Source organism: Chryseobacterium panacisoli (assembly GCF_008274625.1).
Taxonomy (GTDB): Bacteria; Bacteroidota; Bacteroidia; order Flavobacteriales; family Weeksellaceae; genus Chryseobacterium; species Chryseobacterium panacisoli.
Genome location: NZ_VTRU01000001.1, coordinates 959236 through 974422 on the forward strand (window position 1 = coordinate 959236; position 15187 = coordinate 974422).

At 37.5% G+C, this 15187-nt stretch carries 13 protein-coding genes; 11 read left to right on the forward strand and 2 right to left on the reverse strand.

The genetic code is table 11. The features are described 5' to 3' along the window. Positions 1 to 70: 70 nt before the first annotated feature. The 11 genes from FW781_RS04445 (at position 71) to FW781_RS04495 (ending at position 12850) form a co-directional block, all read left to right on the forward strand. A complete protein-coding gene (locus FW781_RS04445) occupies positions 71 to 1042 on the forward strand; it encodes a DUF4861 family protein (RefSeq protein ID WP_228720138.1) in 972 nt (323 codons plus the stop codon). A gap of 11 nt (positions 1043 to 1053) precedes the next feature. Continuing rightward, positions 1054 to 2313 carry a glycoside hydrolase family 88/105 protein gene (locus FW781_RS04450; RefSeq protein ID WP_149386308.1) on the forward strand — a complete coding sequence of 420 codons (1260 nt, stop codon included), beginning with the start codon at positions 1054 to 1056 and terminating at the stop codon, positions 2311 to 2313. A 50-nt stretch (positions 2314 to 2363) separates the two neighbouring features. Then, positions 2364 to 4004 carry a glycoside hydrolase family 43 protein gene (locus tag FW781_RS04455; RefSeq protein ID WP_172625662.1) on the forward strand — a complete coding sequence of 547 codons (1641 nt, stop codon included), beginning with the start codon at positions 2364 to 2366 and terminating at the stop codon, positions 4002 to 4004. A 147-nt stretch (positions 4005 to 4151) separates the two neighbouring features. Further along, a complete protein-coding gene (locus FW781_RS04460; protein WP_149386309.1) occupies positions 4152 to 4997 on the forward strand; it encodes a rhamnogalacturonan acetylesterase in 846 nt (281 codons plus the stop codon). A 1-nt stretch (position 4998) separates the two neighbouring features. After that, entirely contained in the window at positions 4999 to 6666 is a 1668-nt protein-coding gene (locus tag FW781_RS04465) for a glycoside hydrolase family 28 protein (protein ID WP_149386310.1), read from the forward strand. A gap of 162 nt (positions 6667 to 6828) precedes the next feature. After that, positions 6829 to 7740: an alpha/beta hydrolase gene (locus FW781_RS04470; RefSeq protein WP_149386311.1), complete on the forward strand. Its 912-nt coding sequence runs from the start codon at positions 6829 to 6831 to the stop codon at positions 7738 to 7740. Positions 7741 to 7931: 191 nt separating this feature from the next. Next, positions 7932 to 8900: a pectinesterase family protein gene (locus FW781_RS04475; protein WP_149386312.1), complete on the forward strand. Its 969-nt coding sequence runs from the start codon at positions 7932 to 7934 to the stop codon at positions 8898 to 8900. A 137-nt stretch (positions 8901 to 9037) separates the two neighbouring features. Continuing rightward, the gene (locus FW781_RS04480; protein WP_149386313.1) at positions 9038 to 9772 is read left to right on the forward strand and encodes a rhamnogalacturonan acetylesterase; all 735 of its coding nucleotides are present in this window, start codon (positions 9038 to 9040) and stop codon (positions 9770 to 9772) included. Positions 9773 to 9918: 146 nt separating this feature from the next. Beyond that, positions 9919 to 10260 carry a cupin domain-containing protein gene (locus FW781_RS04485; protein WP_149386314.1) on the forward strand — a complete coding sequence of 114 codons (342 nt, stop codon included), beginning with the start codon at positions 9919 to 9921 and terminating at the stop codon, positions 10258 to 10260. Positions 10261 to 10333: 73 nt separating this feature from the next. Then, positions 10334 to 11236 (forward strand): alpha/beta hydrolase, encoded by a 903-nt coding sequence (locus tag FW781_RS04490; protein ID WP_149386315.1) that lies wholly within the window; start codon positions 10334 to 10336, stop codon positions 11234 to 11236. 495 nt (positions 11237 to 11731) lie between these two features. Continuing rightward, positions 11732 to 12850 carry a pectate lyase family protein gene (locus tag FW781_RS04495; protein WP_149386316.1) on the forward strand — a complete coding sequence of 373 codons (1119 nt, stop codon included), beginning with the start codon at positions 11732 to 11734 and terminating at the stop codon, positions 12848 to 12850. Between the two features lie 67 nt (positions 12851 to 12917). On the opposite strand, the gene pelA is transcribed toward FW781_RS04495, so the two are convergent. Together pelA and FW781_RS04505 are read right to left on the reverse strand one after the other, a co-directional pair. Next, the gene (gene pelA / locus FW781_RS04500) at positions 12918 to 13940 is read right to left on the reverse strand and encodes a pectate lyase (protein WP_228720139.1); all 1023 of its coding nucleotides are present in this window, start codon (positions 13938 to 13940) and stop codon (positions 12918 to 12920) included. After that, on the reverse strand, positions 13940 to 15121 hold the full coding sequence (locus FW781_RS04505; RefSeq protein ID WP_149386317.1) for a DUF4861 domain-containing protein: 1182 nt from the start codon (positions 15119 to 15121) through the stop codon (positions 13940 to 13942). The genes pelA and FW781_RS04505 overlap by 1 nt, the downstream gene beginning before the upstream one ends. Positions 15122 to 15187 lie beyond the last annotated feature (66 nt).

Consider the following 15187-nt stretch of genomic DNA (forward strand, 5'->3'; position numbering starts at 1 on the left):
AAACTTTTAGTTTTAAAAAACCAGTTATCTAATAAAGAATATTATGAAATTCAGTTTGTTTAGAATAATAATGGCAGGAGCATTTTTGAGCTCAGCATTTTCTCCGGCTCAGACTTCTGTAATTGAAAAAATTAAGAAAAATCCAAAAACTCCCTTTTCCTATGCAGAACTTTCTGTAAAAGAAGGCGGAAAATGGGAAGGTAATCAGTACGTTGGAGGAACATTTAAAAATATTAACCAGCTTGTCCTTCCTGGTGAACATACAGACCATTCTTACTATATCCGGTATGAAGGCATCGGACTGGAAAACAACCAGATCGGCTATAGACTGTATCTGGACTGGAGAAATGCAACAGATATTTTCGGCAAAAAAGTAAACACTTTGGTCTTGCCTGAAGTCGGGCAGGATGGTTTTGAATCCTATCATCATGATGCACCCTGGGGACAGGATATTTTGAAATCCGGCCGTACAATCGGAATCGGATCTTACGGAAGATATGATGACCAAAATGATTTTGTTGAAACTTTTAAAATTGTAAAAAATACAGCCGTACAAGTTGTTAATGAAAAAGACCAGTCTTACGCGGCCATCGATTATAAAGGCTGGAAAACCTGGGGCAATCCCATTGATTTACAGTCAAAACTGACTATTTTCAACAGAGACCGGTTTGTAAAAGTAGATGTAAACCTAAGCACTACCATTTCAGGATTATGCACCGGAATTGTTGCTTTTAAAAACATTCCGTTAAAACAGGGAATCAGTAAAAATAAAAAATGGGGCTACATTGCTACTTACGGCAATCAAACCGAAACGAAAAAGGATGACAATCTGGGAATGGCTATCTTCTATTCTCTCGAAAGTTTTGATAAATATGTAAAAACAAAATCAACTCATACCGTGGTTTTCAAGAAAACAAAGAATGTCTCTTATTACTTTTTGGGAGCCTGGTCATTGGAACCAAGCGGTTTGGTAACTGAAGAAGCATTTTATCAGGACTTGGATAAAAAACTGGAAATTTTAGATAAAAATAATCAACTTTAAAGTTTAGGATCATGAATTTCATTAACAATACAATAAAAGCATACGCGGTGGCCATTTTAGGTTCAGGAATGTTTCTCGCTTGTGCTCAAACCCAAAATATAACCGCAGCAAAACCTTCAACAGAAATTTCAAAATCAGGAAAAGTAGTTCCTGCCAATTTGAAATGGTCAGAAAGAATGCTGCTTTCAGAAATGCATAGATTCCCACAAGCCTGGATGCTTGATTTCAGTAAAAGCCCGAAATGGACCTATCCGTCAGCAATTGTTTTGGACGGCGCAGAAAAAGTATATGCAAAAACAGGCAAAAAAGAATATTACGACTATATCAGCGGTTTCGGTGAAGACCTGATTAAAGAAGACGGTACAATCCTTACCTACGATCTTTCTAAGTATAATATTGACATGCTCAACAGCGGAAATGTCCTTCTTTACCTTTATGAAAAAGAGAAAAAAGAGAAATACCTGAAAGCACTTCAGACTTTACGTTTACAAATCGACGGACAGCCCAGAACCAATGAAGGATCTTTCTGGCATAAAAAAATCTATCCTTACCAGGTTTGGCTGGATGGGCTTTATATGGGAATGCCTTTCTACACACATTATACAAAAGATTTTATCAAAGGGGCAGATGCTCAGAAAGCGTATGATGATATTCTTTTTCAATTTGATTCCGTTCAGAAAAATCTTTTAGACAAAAAAACAGGACTTCTTTATCACGCCTGGGATGAAAGTAAAAAAGAAGCCTGGGCCAATAAAGAAACCGGTCTTTCCCAAAATTTCTGGGGAAGAGCAATGGGCTGGTACGGAATGGCCATGGTAGATGTATTGGATTATTTACCCAAAGACCATCCGGGAAGAGCAAGATTAATTTCTTATCTACAATCTTACGCAGATGCAGTCATTAAGGTTCAGGATAAAAAATCCGGTCTTTGGTACCAGGTTTTAGACAAACCATTGGAAAAGGGTAATTATGAAGAAGCAACAGCATCAGCAATGTTCGTTTATACCATCATTAAATCAGTTAACGAAGGTTATCTTCCAAAATCATACAAAGCCGCTGCAAAAAAAGGGTACGACGGAATTATCAAAAATTTAATCACTGTTGATGAAAACGGCGTGGTCAATTTAAATAAATGCTGTGCTGTTGCCGGATTGGGAGGAAAACCTTACAGAGACGGCTCTTACGAATATTATGTAAACGAAGAAATCCGTTCAAATGACGGAAAAGGAACCGGACCATTCATTTTGGCAAGTTTAGAGTTTGAAAAATAAACCAAGAACCGCAACCTAATTCCTATTACCTAGATAATGAATCTGATTTTATGAAGACAAAAATTTTAAATATAGCAGCAATCACATTATTTTCAGTTGCCTCAACATACCTCAACGCACAGGAAAAAAGCTATGTTTCCGAAGTCTGGATTGCCGATCAGGGAAAAAATTACAGAAATCCGGTTTTATACGCAGATTATTCTGATCCGGACGCTATCCGTGTGGGTGAAGATTATTATATGACTGCTTCCAGTTTCAATGAAGCTCCGGGGCTGCCCATTCTTCATTCAAAAGATATGGTCAATTGGAAACTGGTGAATTATGCACTTCCTGATGTACTTCCAAACGACCATTTTTCTACACCAAAAAGAGGTGACGGAGTTTGGGCACCGAGCATCAGGTTCCACAAAGGTGAATTCTACATTTATTGGGGCGATCCCGATTTCGGAATTTATATGGTGAAAACTAAAGATCCACTGGGAACTTGGGAGAAGCCTGTTTTGGTAATGGAAGGAAAAGGTTTAATCGACTCTTGTCCGTTTTGGGACGAGGATGGAAACGCTTATTTAGTTCATGGCTGGGCTGGGAGCCGCGCCGGAGTGAAAAGTATTCTGACCCTTAATAAAATGAATCCCGAAGGAACAAAAGTACTGGATAAAGGTATTCACGTTTTCGATGGCCACGATGCACATCCAACCGTGGAAGGTCCGAAAATGTATAAAAGAAACGGATATTATTACATTTTTGCTCCTGCAGGCGGTGTTGCAACCGGTTGGCAATTGGTATTAAGATCAAAAAATATTTATGGTCCTTACGAAGAAAAAATAGTGCTGGAACAAGGATCAACAAAAATCAACGGACCTCATCAGGGTGCCTGGGTAGATACGCCTTCTGGAGAAGACTGGTTCTATCATTTTCAGGATGTGGATGCGGGCGGAAGAATTGTTCATTTACAGCCGATGAAGTGGGAAAAAGACTGGCCATTTATCGGAACCGATAATAATAAAAACGGAATCGGAGAACCGGTTTTAATCTATAAAAAACCAAACGTGGGGCAATCCTACCCTGTCGCCACACCTCCTGAAACAGATGAATTTGATGGAGAAAAATTAGGAATTCAATGGCAATGGAGTGCCAACGAGAATATCGTGTGGTCATCCAAACTCCCGGGACAAAAATTTTTAAGATTATTTTCTATAAAAGTTCCTGAAGGTGAAAAAAATCTATGGAACGTTCCGAACCTGTTAACCCAAAAATTCCCTGCCCCGAATTTTGCAGCTTCTACCAAAGTAAAACTAGCTCCCGAAGATGCTAAAGAAGGAAAAACTGCAGGACTTTTGGTGATGGGATTAGATCATGAATCAATTGTGATTACCAATAAATCTGATGGATTTTATCTTCAGTTAAGAAGAGCAGAAAAAGCAGATAAAGGAGGTGAAGAAAAAGTATTGTTTGAAACAAAATTAAAAGGAAACGAAGTCTATTTAAAAGTAAATGTGAGTGAGCCGAACGGCCTATGCCAGTTCAGCTACAGTGAAAATGGAAAAAATTTCATAAAAGCCGGTGACGTTTTTCAGGCAAAACCCGGAAAATGGATTGGTGCAAAAGTCGGTTTATATAGTATAAGCACAGTAAAAGCCCCTCGTGGAGGATATGCAGATTTTGACTGGTTCAGAATTACTAAAAATTAATTTTCTAAACCACAGATTACACAAATCTGCACAGATGATTACGCATAGATTTTTTAAAACGCATAAAATATAATAGTACATAAGCATCTGTATGAATTTGTATAATCTGTAGGAGAAAAAAATAACATTAGATTTTGAAATAAGTCAATGACAAAGAAAATACATAAGATAGTTTCATTTTTATTCGTCGCTTTGCTGTTGTCTGCATGCCAATCACAAAACAACGTCCAAAAGGCAATGGTAAAACACCATAAAAAAATCACCCATATTTACCTCATCGGAGATTCCACAATGGCAGATTATACCGGAGATTACGAACCTGGAAAAGATTATATGAAAGTCCGTTACCCGATTACAGGTTGGGGACAGGTTTTTCAGCCCTATTTTACAAAAGACAGTCTGGCTTCTCTGAAACCCGCGATGACAACAGATTCTGTTGCGGTTATTGACAGAGCGCATGGCGGAAGAAGTACCAGAACATTTTTTCAGGAAGGAAGATGGAGATATGTATATGAACATTTGCAGCCGAACGATTATGTCATTATGCAGTTTGGCCATAATGACGGTTCTGAAAAGCATACAGAACGATATGTAAATCTTGAAGGATATAAAGAATTTTTAAGATTATTCGTAGCACAGACAAAACAAAAAGGAGCAAATCCTGTAATCTTAACACCCGTTGCCAGAAATTATCCATGGAAAGATGGCAAACTGGAAAATGTACATGGAGAATATGCACAGGCACCAATTGATATTGCTAAAGAAATGAATGTTCCTTACATAGATTTAAACAAATTGTCTATGGAATATTTTACCAAAAAAGGACAGGATTTTACAACGAGTCATTATTTCATGAATCTTCCGGAGAAGGTATATGAAGCCTATCCGAAGGGACAAAAAGACAATACCCATTTTCAGCCGGAAGGCGCAAAAGCAGTAGCATCTATTGTTTACCAGGAATTTAAAAAAGTAATTAAAACTCAAAAAAAATAAAATGAAGAAGTCTCTTACAATTATCGGTTTAGTGGCAGCCATGATGTTTTCAGGGCAAACATATGCTCAGAACCTGGATATTTATAAAAACATTGAGTTTAAAATGCCTCAGGTGGCAGAAACTTCATTTGCAGCCAACACCGTTTCCATCACACAGTATGGCGGCATTTCAGGCGGAAATGTAAAAAATACGGAAGCTTTCAAAAAAGCAATTGAAGACCTTAGTAAAAAAGGCGGTGGAAAACTGATTGTTCCCCGCGGAATGTGGTTAACAGGCCCCATTGAACTGAAAAGTAACATCAATCTTCACGTGGAAGAAGGCGCTTTCATCATTTTCAGTAAGGATAAAGCAGATTATCCTCTGATTGACATAAGTTTTGAAGGGTTAAATACCATTCGTTGCCAGTCTCCTATTTCCGCAAAAAATGCAACCAATATTGCCATCACAGGAAAAGGGGTAATCGATGGAAGCGGTGATGCATGGAGAGCCATTAAAAAAAGTAAAGTTTCAGAATCTGAATGGAAAAACATTGTAAAATCAGGCGGATTATTATCTGCAGACGGAAAAACATGGTTCCCTTCAGAAAGCTATAAAAAAGGATTTGAAAGCAGCTCAAGCTTCAATGTTCCGGATAAAATTTCTAAAGAAGAGCTGACGACTGTTAAAGATTTTCTTCGTCCGGTTATGGTAAGTTTGGTCGGCTGTGATAAAGTACTGTTAGATGGACCTACCTTCCAGAATTCTCCGGCATGGAATCTTCACCCATTAATGTGTACCAACATTATTTTAAGAAATCTTACGGTCAGAAATCCATGGTTTTCACAAAATGGAGACGGTGTAGATCTGGAATCATGTAAAAATGTTTTGATTTACGATAATACTTTTGATGTGGGTGACGATGCCATCTGCATTAAATCAGGAAAAGACGGGGATGGCAGAAAAAGAGGAATGCCAACTGAAAATGTAATTATTAAAAACAATGTTGTTTACCACGGTCACGGAGGTTTTGTTATCGGAAGTGAAATGTCCGGCGGAGCGAGAAATATCCACGTTTCCGACTGTACCTTCATCGGAACAGATATCGGTCTTCGTTTCAAAACAACCCGTGGAAGAGGCGGAATTGTTGAAAATATTTATATTAAGAATATTGACATGATCAATATTCCCACACAGACAATTGGTTTCAATATGTTCTACGAAGGAGCTTCTCCCGTACTAGAGGACGGCCAGAAGCAGGAAGGTAACAAAGCGCCGGAAAAAGTATATCCGGTAACAGAAGAAACCCCTGTTTTCAGAAACATTTTCTTTAAAAACATCAATGCAGTTAATTCTGATGAAGCCATTACATTATTCGGCTTAGCAGAAATGAATCTTAAAAATATTGTCATTGAAGATTCACAGTTTGATACAAGAAAAGCGTTAACCATCGTAGACGCAGACGGAATTCAGTTGAAAAATGTAAAACTGAAATATTCAGAAGGAACGGGAGCAACCATTTACAACAGTAAAAACATCAATCTATCAACAGTGAAGTTTGAATCTGCCAATAAGCCTGTTGTGAAAGTTTTAGGCAGCAAAACGGGATCAGTATTGGTTCCTAAAGAAGTGACATCCGATAAAAATTCATTTTCCATCGGAAAAGAGGTAGCAAAAAATGCAGTTAAATAAAATGCTTCAAGGATAAGATTAAACCATTAAGATTGATTAAGTTTTTAAGAATATTAAGTTGAGCTTTGCTTTGAATAATACTTTTAAAATCAGAATGATTTTCTTACTTAAACTTAACTCCTTCCATATTCTTAATGGTTCAAAATTTTAAAATCTGACAACATGATTTTTAAAAGAAAACATACTTATATTTCTATTTTTTTTGTGGGGACAATGGCATTCGGGCAGGTAAGCAGACCGAATGCCACTCCTTACACCAATGAAGCTACCTTTGAAAAATTTAAGAAAAAATATCCTTTTATCACCTCCATTGACAGGCCTGTGCCGCAAAATATCAAAATAGATAAGGATACAGAATATGCCAATATCAACGGTGTTTCTTTAAAAGCTGATGTATACTATCCTATCGACCAGTCAAAAAAACATCCGGGAATTGCAATGGTACATGGCGGCGGCTGGGTTTCAGGAAGCAAGGAAAATGAAAAATTCATGGCAATGGAGCTGGCTTCAAAAGGCTATGTGGTAATTGCTATCGGATATAGATTGGCGGATGCCGCGAAATACCCTGCCGGAATTGAAGACGTTGAAAAGGGCATTCGATGGTTAAAGAAAAATCATTCAACATATTCCTTAAACAAAAATAAAATGGCAGTTATGGGTGAGTCTGCCGGAGCGCAGATCGCCACTTTAGTAGGCGTCAGGAAAAATATTAAATTACAGGCTATCGTGAATGTTGATGGTGTTGTTTCTTTTGTTCATGAAGAATCCGGAAAAGAGGGAACCTACGATGCTTATTGGCTGGGGTATCAACAAAAAGACAATCCAAAAATCTGGAAAGAAGCTTCACCTCTCGAGTATGTGGATAAAAATACACCTCCTACCCTTTTTATCAACAGCTCTCAACCCCGTTTTCATGCAGGAAGAGACGATATGATGAAAAAATTAAAGAGTTATAACATTCCGACAGAATTTCATGAAATCAAAGATACTCCGCACTCTTTCTGGTCGGCAGAACCCTGGTTTACAGAAACTTTGAACTTAACGGTGGATTTTTTAAACAAAGTTTTGAAATAATATTAGTTATGATTTAAACACAGAGATTTAATCATATATAAATGAATATTTTGGTGAGTAAAGATCAATCAACGACTTGATTTAATGAAGTTATCGTCACAGTTTCGCGAAGCAATTTTTTTCTGCCCTTGCTTTCTAAAAATCATGAGGTTTCATAAAAATCTTTACGTCAAAAAACAACAATCCAGTTTATGAAAAAATTATTTTTAATTCTGTTCATATCGGTAGCAAATTTTCTCTTTGCAGGAAATGGCCCTTACATAAAAATCATCGTAGCCAAAGACGGAAGCGGAGATTTCACCTCCATTCAGAAAGCAATAAATTCTATCAGAGATTTAGGTCCCGCAGAAGCTTTAATTTTCATTAAATCCGGAACGTATAATGAAAAAGTGATCATTCCCTCTTCAAAACATAAAATTACCCTGGAAGGCGAAAATAAAGGCAATACCATCATCAGCAATAATGATTTTTCAGGGAAGCCGGATGCTTTTAATGAAAAGATGACCACCTTCAATTCCTATACTTTATTAGTGATGGGTGACGATATTAAAATCAGTAACCTGACGGTTCAAAATTCTTCGTGCAATGAAGGGCAGGCAGTTTCTCTCCATGTGGAAGGTGACCGCTTTGTAATGAAAAACTCAAATATTCTGGGCTGTCAGGACACCATTTATTCCGCAACCAATCACAGCAGACAATATTTCGAAAACTGCCATATCGAAGGAACAACAGATTTTATTTTCGGACAGGCAACCGTTGTTTTTAAAAACTGCATCATTAAAAGTCTGGCCGATTCTTATATTACCGCAGCCGCTACAGAAGCCGGCAGACCCTATGGTTTTATCTTTTTCGACTGTAAATTAATTGCCAAAGAAGGCATCACAAAAGTTTATTTGGGAAGACCCTGGAGACCTTATGCCAAAACTGTTTTCATTAATACCGAAATGGGAAAACACATCCTTCCTGAAGGCTGGAATCCATGGAAAGGTGACAAAATGTTTCCTGATAAAGAAAAGACTGCTTACTATGCAGAATCCGGCAGCAAAGGTGAAGGAGGAAATATCTCCAAACGGGTAAGCTGGTCGCATCAGCTGACGAAAAAGGATTTGAAAAATTATACCCTTGAAAAAATTTTTGATGGATGGAATCCAAATAAATAATTGAGATGCTTCGACTTCGCTCAGCATGACATCGCTAATACCAACTGTTTTAATATTCGCTTAAATGACGTAATGTTTACCCTTGTTATACTGAGCTAAACCGAAGCATTTTTAAGTTTTATTAAATGAATTAAAAAATGAATAAAAAGCTAACCTTACTGTTATTATTTTTATCAGTAATAACATTCGCACAAAAACCTACCCTATTCCTCATCGGCGATTCTACGATGGCCAACAAAGAAAACCCGGATAAAAATCCAGAACATGGTTGGGGACAGGTTTTGCCACAGTTTTTAACAACAGGAATTGAAATTCAGAATCATGCGATGAACGGCAGAAGTTCAAAAAGCTTCAGGACTGAAGGCAGATGGGATAAAGTGGAAAAGCAGCTGAAAAAAGGTGATTTTGTTATTATCCAGTTTGGACATAACGACCAGAAACTAAAAGACTCCACAAAATTTACCAATCCATATACCCAATACAGAGCCAATCTGGAAAGGTATGTAAATGAAGCCCGGGCAAAAGGAGCAATCCCCATTCTGATAACTTCTATTGTAAGAAGAAATTTCAATGAAAACGGAGTTTTGATTGATACCCATAAAGAATATCCTTTAGTGGTAAGAATGGTGGCCAATGATCTGAAAGTTCCGTTTGTAGATATGCAGTTACTGACAGAACAACTGGAAGTTTCTTACGGTCCTGAAAATTCAAAAAAACTCCATTTGCATTATAAAGAAGGAGAAGATCCTTATTATCCGAAAGGAAAAGATGATGATACGCATTTATCGACCTTAGGCGCAGAATCAGTTGCAAAATTAGCGTTGAAGAATTTGAAAAGTCTAAAAATCGGTTTGGAAAAATACATTAAATAATTCGTCAATCATAATAATTAAAAAGTCGGTTTGTCATTCAGGTCGAAACGAGGTGGAGCGTGGAACCTCAACAGTTAAAAAACATAATTTAGATTTCAAAATGACAAATTAGACGTGAAATTTTAAATAATAAAAAAAAATAAGAAATGAAATTCAAAAAAGAACCCTTCTTCGATGGCAATTCGGAATGGGAAGATCTGGGAGCCGGAGTTTCCAGACAGTTTGTGGGCTACAATTCCCAGGTGATGATGGTGATTGTAAAGTTTGAAAAAGATGCTATCGGAGCTTTGCACCAGCATTTTCATTCTCAGATCACCTATGTTGCTTCAGGAAAATTTGAAGTGACGGTTGATGGCGAAACAAAAATTTTGCAGCAGGGTGACGGATTTTTTGCACAGCCGAATATTTTCCATGGCGTAAAATGTCTGGAAGCGGGACAGCTCATTGATGCTTTTACACCGTTTAGAGAAGATTTTCTTAAAGATTAATTTTTAAAATCCCAACCTTGTAAGTTTTAGAAACATACGAGGTTCAGAAAAGCATTTTGTTAAATTATTTGCTATGAAAAAAATTTCATTCTTGCTATTAATTTTCTTCACGCTTCATTTATCCGCACAGGAAAAAATCATGGTCTGGCCAAAAGGTCAGATGCCGAATTCCAAAGGATTACCATTGAAGACAGAAGAAAAAGACGGAAGAATCATACAGATAAAAGAGACTGAACTTTTTGCTTTCTTGCCTCCAAAAGAAGAAAGAAAACAGATGGCTGTAATCGTCATTCCCGGTGGCGGATATTACAAACTTACGTATGATTTAGGTGGTTACCAGATCGCAAAATGGTTCAATACCCAGGGAATTTCGGCCTTCGTTTTAAATTACCGGCTGCCAACTTCTCCAGACTTGAAACAAAAAGAAATTGCCCCGTTACAGGACATTCAGGCAGCTATAAAATATCTCAGAAAAAACGCTGGGCAGTACGGCATTTCACCGGAACAGATCGGTGTTATCGGAACTTCTGCTGGCGGGCATCTGGCTGCATCTGTGAGTAATATTACTGAGGATTACACAGAATTAAAAGGAGACTGGACTTCAATTCCAACGATTCCTAATTTTGCAATTCTGGTTTCTCCGGTTATTGATTTGGGAGAATTTGCCCACATCGGAAGCCGTAATAGCCTTCTTGGTGAAAATGCTTCTCCTGAAAAAATCAAAGAATACTCAATGCAAAACCGGGTAACGGAAAAAACGCCACCCACAATTTTATTTCATGCCCAAAATGATAAAACCGTTCCTGTAATGAACAGTATTTTATACTATCAGGAAATGATAAAAAACAAAGTAAAAGGTGCCATGTTTATTTTTCCTGAAGGTGAACATAAAATCGGAATTACCAATAAATCTGAACTGACGGATAACTGGAAAAAATTATGTTCAGACTGGCTTACAATGATTGGCAATAAGTAATGGACAATTAAAAGCCTATTAGAAAAACACAAAGGCACAACGATTTTATGTTCGATAAAATTGATTACTACAAAAACTCCCGTTAAAAGCCTTTGCACCGTTGCTTTTTTCCAACAAATAAAATCACGTTAATAAAATATAGAAAGCTGAATTAAAAGGTTACCCATTCTTGAAACACAGATTTTGATTTTAATACTGAACAGGACAGGTATATATTTCTGAATCAACATAATATGTAATAAATAACAAGCAGAAAATCTTCTGTTGATTTCAGAATTCACAGTAAATAAGCTGCATAATCCTGAAATCTGCAGGAATTTTATTTGTAAAAACCAGAAAAATAAATAATTTTTAAATTAATAACAAAATGCAACCGATTGAATAAATAAATTCAACAATATTATAATTATATAAATATTAATATTACAAAATATAAAAGATTTAAATATAAAATATATAATTTTACAACAGAATCAAATAACATAAATCATTACTATGAAAACAACATTTAAAGCTGCCTTTCTTACGGTAGCTCTAAGCTCTGCCTTTGCCCTGACTGGTTGCGGGCAGGAAGACATCAAAACAGATTTAGCAGAAAATCCAAACGAACTGACTCTTGGAAGCAAACTCGTAGCCAATGCCGTAGTTCCTTTAGCAAACTGTACGGCCCCGGGATGGGCTTCTCAAAACGGAGGAACAACCGGTGGCGGAACAGCTGCTGAAACTACTGTGGCAACCTATGCACAGTTAAAAGCTGCAATCGAAAACACAGCGGTAAAAGTAATTAAAGTAACAGGAACCATCACCATTACGACCCGTCTGTCACTTCAGGATCAAACGGGTAAAACACTTTACGGGGCAAGCGGGGCAAAATTGGTTTCTACAGACCAGACGGCAAGCGGTTCAGGAATTATCAATATTAAAAGATGCAACAATATTGTGATCAGAAACCTGATTTTTGAGGGTCCTGGAGCTTATGATACAGACGGCTGGGATAATGCCATTTTGGATGACTGCAGAAATGTATGGATAGACCATTGCGAATTCAGAGACGGTGTGGACGGGAATTTTGATATTAAAAACAAATCCGACTTCGTTACAGTTTCTTACACGAAATTCCATTACCTGAAAGCTCCGAAACCTGGCGGTTCAGGCGGAACAGATGACCACAGATTCTCCAATCTTATCGGATCAAGTGACGGTGCTACAGCTGATGCAGGAAAACTGAATGTAACATTTGTGCGCTGCTGGTGGGCTCCGGGATGCAGAGAGCGTATGCCGAGAGTGAGATTTGGTAAAATTCATATTGTTAACAGCTATTTCAACAGTTCTGTAAGCAACAAATGTATTGCAGCAGGAGTTCAGGCGAATATCCGTGTCGACGGAAACGTTTTTGAGAATGTAAAAGAGCCTATTAACCTGATGAGCGGTTACACAGCGGTTACGGTTACTTCCAACAATACATTTACCAACGTTACCGGAAACACAGCAGGAAGCGGTACGGCATTTACTCCACCTTATACGATCCCAATGCTGTCTTTGTCTTCTGTAAAGTCTGATGTGACGGCCAATGCGGGAGCAACATTAACAGGAAATATCTGCAATTCACTATAATTTAGTAAACCAATTAAAACAAGAAAGACTGAGATATTCTCAGTCTTTTTTTATAAATCTGAAATTCTTATTCAGAAATTTTATTTTTCTCAAGCCATTTTGGATATTCTTTATTGATCAGTTTATCCGCAAAATCTCCAAACCAGCTGTAGCCGTTTCTTCTTTCTTCAGAAACCTCGTAGTAGTTGTATTTTACGCTTCCGTCACGGTCACCGAAAAGAGGCTTGTTATTATTAATATCATAAAATCTTGCCCAGATTACAGAATTTTTGTCCTCAGCCAAAGTCCGGACAGCTTTTCCCTTTACTTTTGAAACATTGTAGCTGTAGCCTTCAATTTTATTTTGCTTAAACCAGCTGACAGCAGATTTTATCGATTTTTCAACTTCCGGGGTTAATGGCTGCATCATCAAAAATCTTACAATTCCTACGGATTCTCCGGTTGCCAGAGAAACCGGTTCAAATGCTCGGGCTTTATCAGGCTGAAGCGTGATTTCGTTGTACTGATCGCCCCAGATTGCCGGGATTCCTTTTTGTAAAACCTGGGTTTTTAAGATGCACTCAATTCCTTTTTGTACGGCTCTTTTTGATTTTTCCTTTAATTTAGAATCAACAACATCAAAATCATTTTTCCCTTCTGCCACATTATACAAAACCGTCAATGCGTTAATCATCGCATTGTCATTGTAGGTCACCTGCTTTCTGTACAATCCGGAATTCGGGTAATATTGTGGAAACCCTCCGTTTTTATACTGCATTAAAAGAAGATAGCTGATTCCTTTTTCTGCAGATTTCAGATATTCAGGATTTTTTGTGGTGGAATATGCTTTTATTAGGGCGTTAATTTCCCTTGACGTTGCGTTGTTATCAATTGTTGCGTGATCGTCACCCGTTGCCTTGATCTTTTTCAAAAGATCTTTATCGAGCGGTAAATCATAATTCACTACAGATTTATCCTCAAGCTGCTTGCCCCAACCGCCAATTGGAAGCTGGTATACAAGTATTTTTTCAGCTAAAGTATCTTTGACCTGAGCAGAAAAAACAGCTGTTGTCAAGGAAAAAACAGCTACTGAAAGTTTTAACGTCATCATTATTTAACTTTAATCATTAATGGGTTTGCAATCATTTGAGATTGTTTTTGCAATAAAGCTTCCCAGTCTTTTTGTGTCTGAATCTGCCCGCTTTTCTGCCATGCAAATCCGGCGTAATAAGTCAGTTTATTTTGAGGTTTTGTCATAACCAACAGGTTGCTCTGATCCGGAGTTTCTGATTTAAAAGCAACAGATTTTTCAACCATTTCAGGATCTACAACCACTCCTTCCCCTACAAAAGCATCATCAATTTTTTCCCAGTGTAAATAATACCCTTTCTTGTCGTTCAGTTTTGTTTCACCTTCGTTTTTATGCAGGGTAATTCCGATCGTGTAATTGGGAACCTGCTTTTCAGCCTGGAAATTGGATTCAAATTTTGAAAAATTGGAACCCAGATCAAGGGAAATCCGTTTTGTTTCTTTTACCCCGAATTCACTCCACGGATTATAGGTTAAGTCAAAAACCGTTCTTAAAGGACCTTCCGCAATAGTTTTGGAACTCACAAAATTCTGTGACACCTGGAGCTTTTCATTCACCCAAATCCCGATTCCACCTGTCCCGCGGCTGTCTCCCACCTGATAAGGGTCATATCCCTCGCCTCTCGTGTCCTTGTGATAGTACAGCGGATCGGTCAGATAGCCTTTATACCACTGGTTGATCACTGGTTGGTCTGTTCTTTTCAGCCAGATATCAACTCCGCTGGAAAGCGTGCTTCCTTTTATACCTTCCAGAGCTTCTTTCTGGCCTTTCGGGCCATAGACACGGAATGCTATTTTATCATTTTCCCAGGCATAATCGTCTACTCTTTCAGGAACTAATCTTGAATATGTTGAAGTTTTACTTTTAGGAATTGGTGTTTTAGCATCTGCAATAATGGTGTAAGTATTTGTTTTTTTGGCTTCAATACTCACCTGAAAAAGCAGTTCGTCATTTTTTCCGTCTCCATCATAGTCAATCCATTGGATCGGAAGAAGGTTTTTATCACTGTCCTTTATCCTGAGGTCAGATTCACTGTTTCTACTTAGAAAAGAAGTTAATTGAGAAACGGGTATTGAGACGACTTCATTTCTTGAAAAATTCAATGTATTTTTTACCTGGATAGAATTCTGTGCTTTCAGAAAAGAACTTGTGCAAACGATTGCGCAAATACATCCGGAAATTAAAAATTTTGATCTGAACATAATTATTCAATTGAGTTGTAAAAATCAAAAATAATGATAAGTTTCTTATGAACATCAAAAAATAAT

Coding starts and splice junctions, on each gene's coding strand:
- FW781_RS04465 (WP_149386310.1), top strand. CDS start 4,999: ATGAAGAAGTCTCTTACAATTATCGGTTTAGTGGCAGCCATGATGTTT.
- FW781_RS04470 (WP_149386311.1), top strand. CDS start 6,829: ATGATTTTTAAAAGAAAACATACTTATATTTCTATTTTTTTTGTGGGG.
- FW781_RS04485 (WP_149386314.1), top strand. CDS start 9,919: ATGAAATTCAAAAAAGAACCCTTCTTCGATGGCAATTCGGAATGGGAA.
- FW781_RS04505 (WP_149386317.1), bottom strand. CDS start 15,121: ATGTTCAGATCAAAATTTTTAATTTCCGGATGTATTTGCGCAATCGTT.
- FW781_RS04445 (WP_228720138.1), top strand. CDS start 71: ATGGCAGGAGCATTTTTGAGCTCAGCATTTTCTCCGGCTCAGACTTCT.
- FW781_RS04480 (WP_149386313.1), top strand. CDS start 9,038: ATGAATAAAAAGCTAACCTTACTGTTATTATTTTTATCAGTAATAACA.
- FW781_RS04455 (WP_172625662.1), top strand. CDS start 2,364: ATGAAGACAAAAATTTTAAATATAGCAGCAATCACATTATTTTCAGTT.
- FW781_RS04490 (WP_149386315.1), top strand. CDS start 10,334: ATGAAAAAAATTTCATTCTTGCTATTAATTTTCTTCACGCTTCATTTA.
- pelA (WP_228720139.1), bottom strand. CDS start 13,940: ATGATGACGTTAAAACTTTCAGTAGCTGTTTTTTCCTTGACAACAGCT.
- FW781_RS04495 (WP_149386316.1), top strand. CDS start 11,732: ATGAAAACAACATTTAAAGCTGCCTTTCTTACGGTAGCTCTAAGCTCT.
- FW781_RS04460 (WP_149386309.1), top strand. CDS start 4,152: ATGACAAAGAAAATACATAAGATAGTTTCATTTTTATTCGTCGCTTTG.
- FW781_RS04475 (WP_149386312.1), top strand. CDS start 7,932: ATGAAAAAATTATTTTTAATTCTGTTCATATCGGTAGCAAATTTTCTC.
- FW781_RS04450 (WP_149386308.1), top strand. CDS start 1,054: ATGAATTTCATTAACAATACAATAAAAGCATACGCGGTGGCCATTTTA.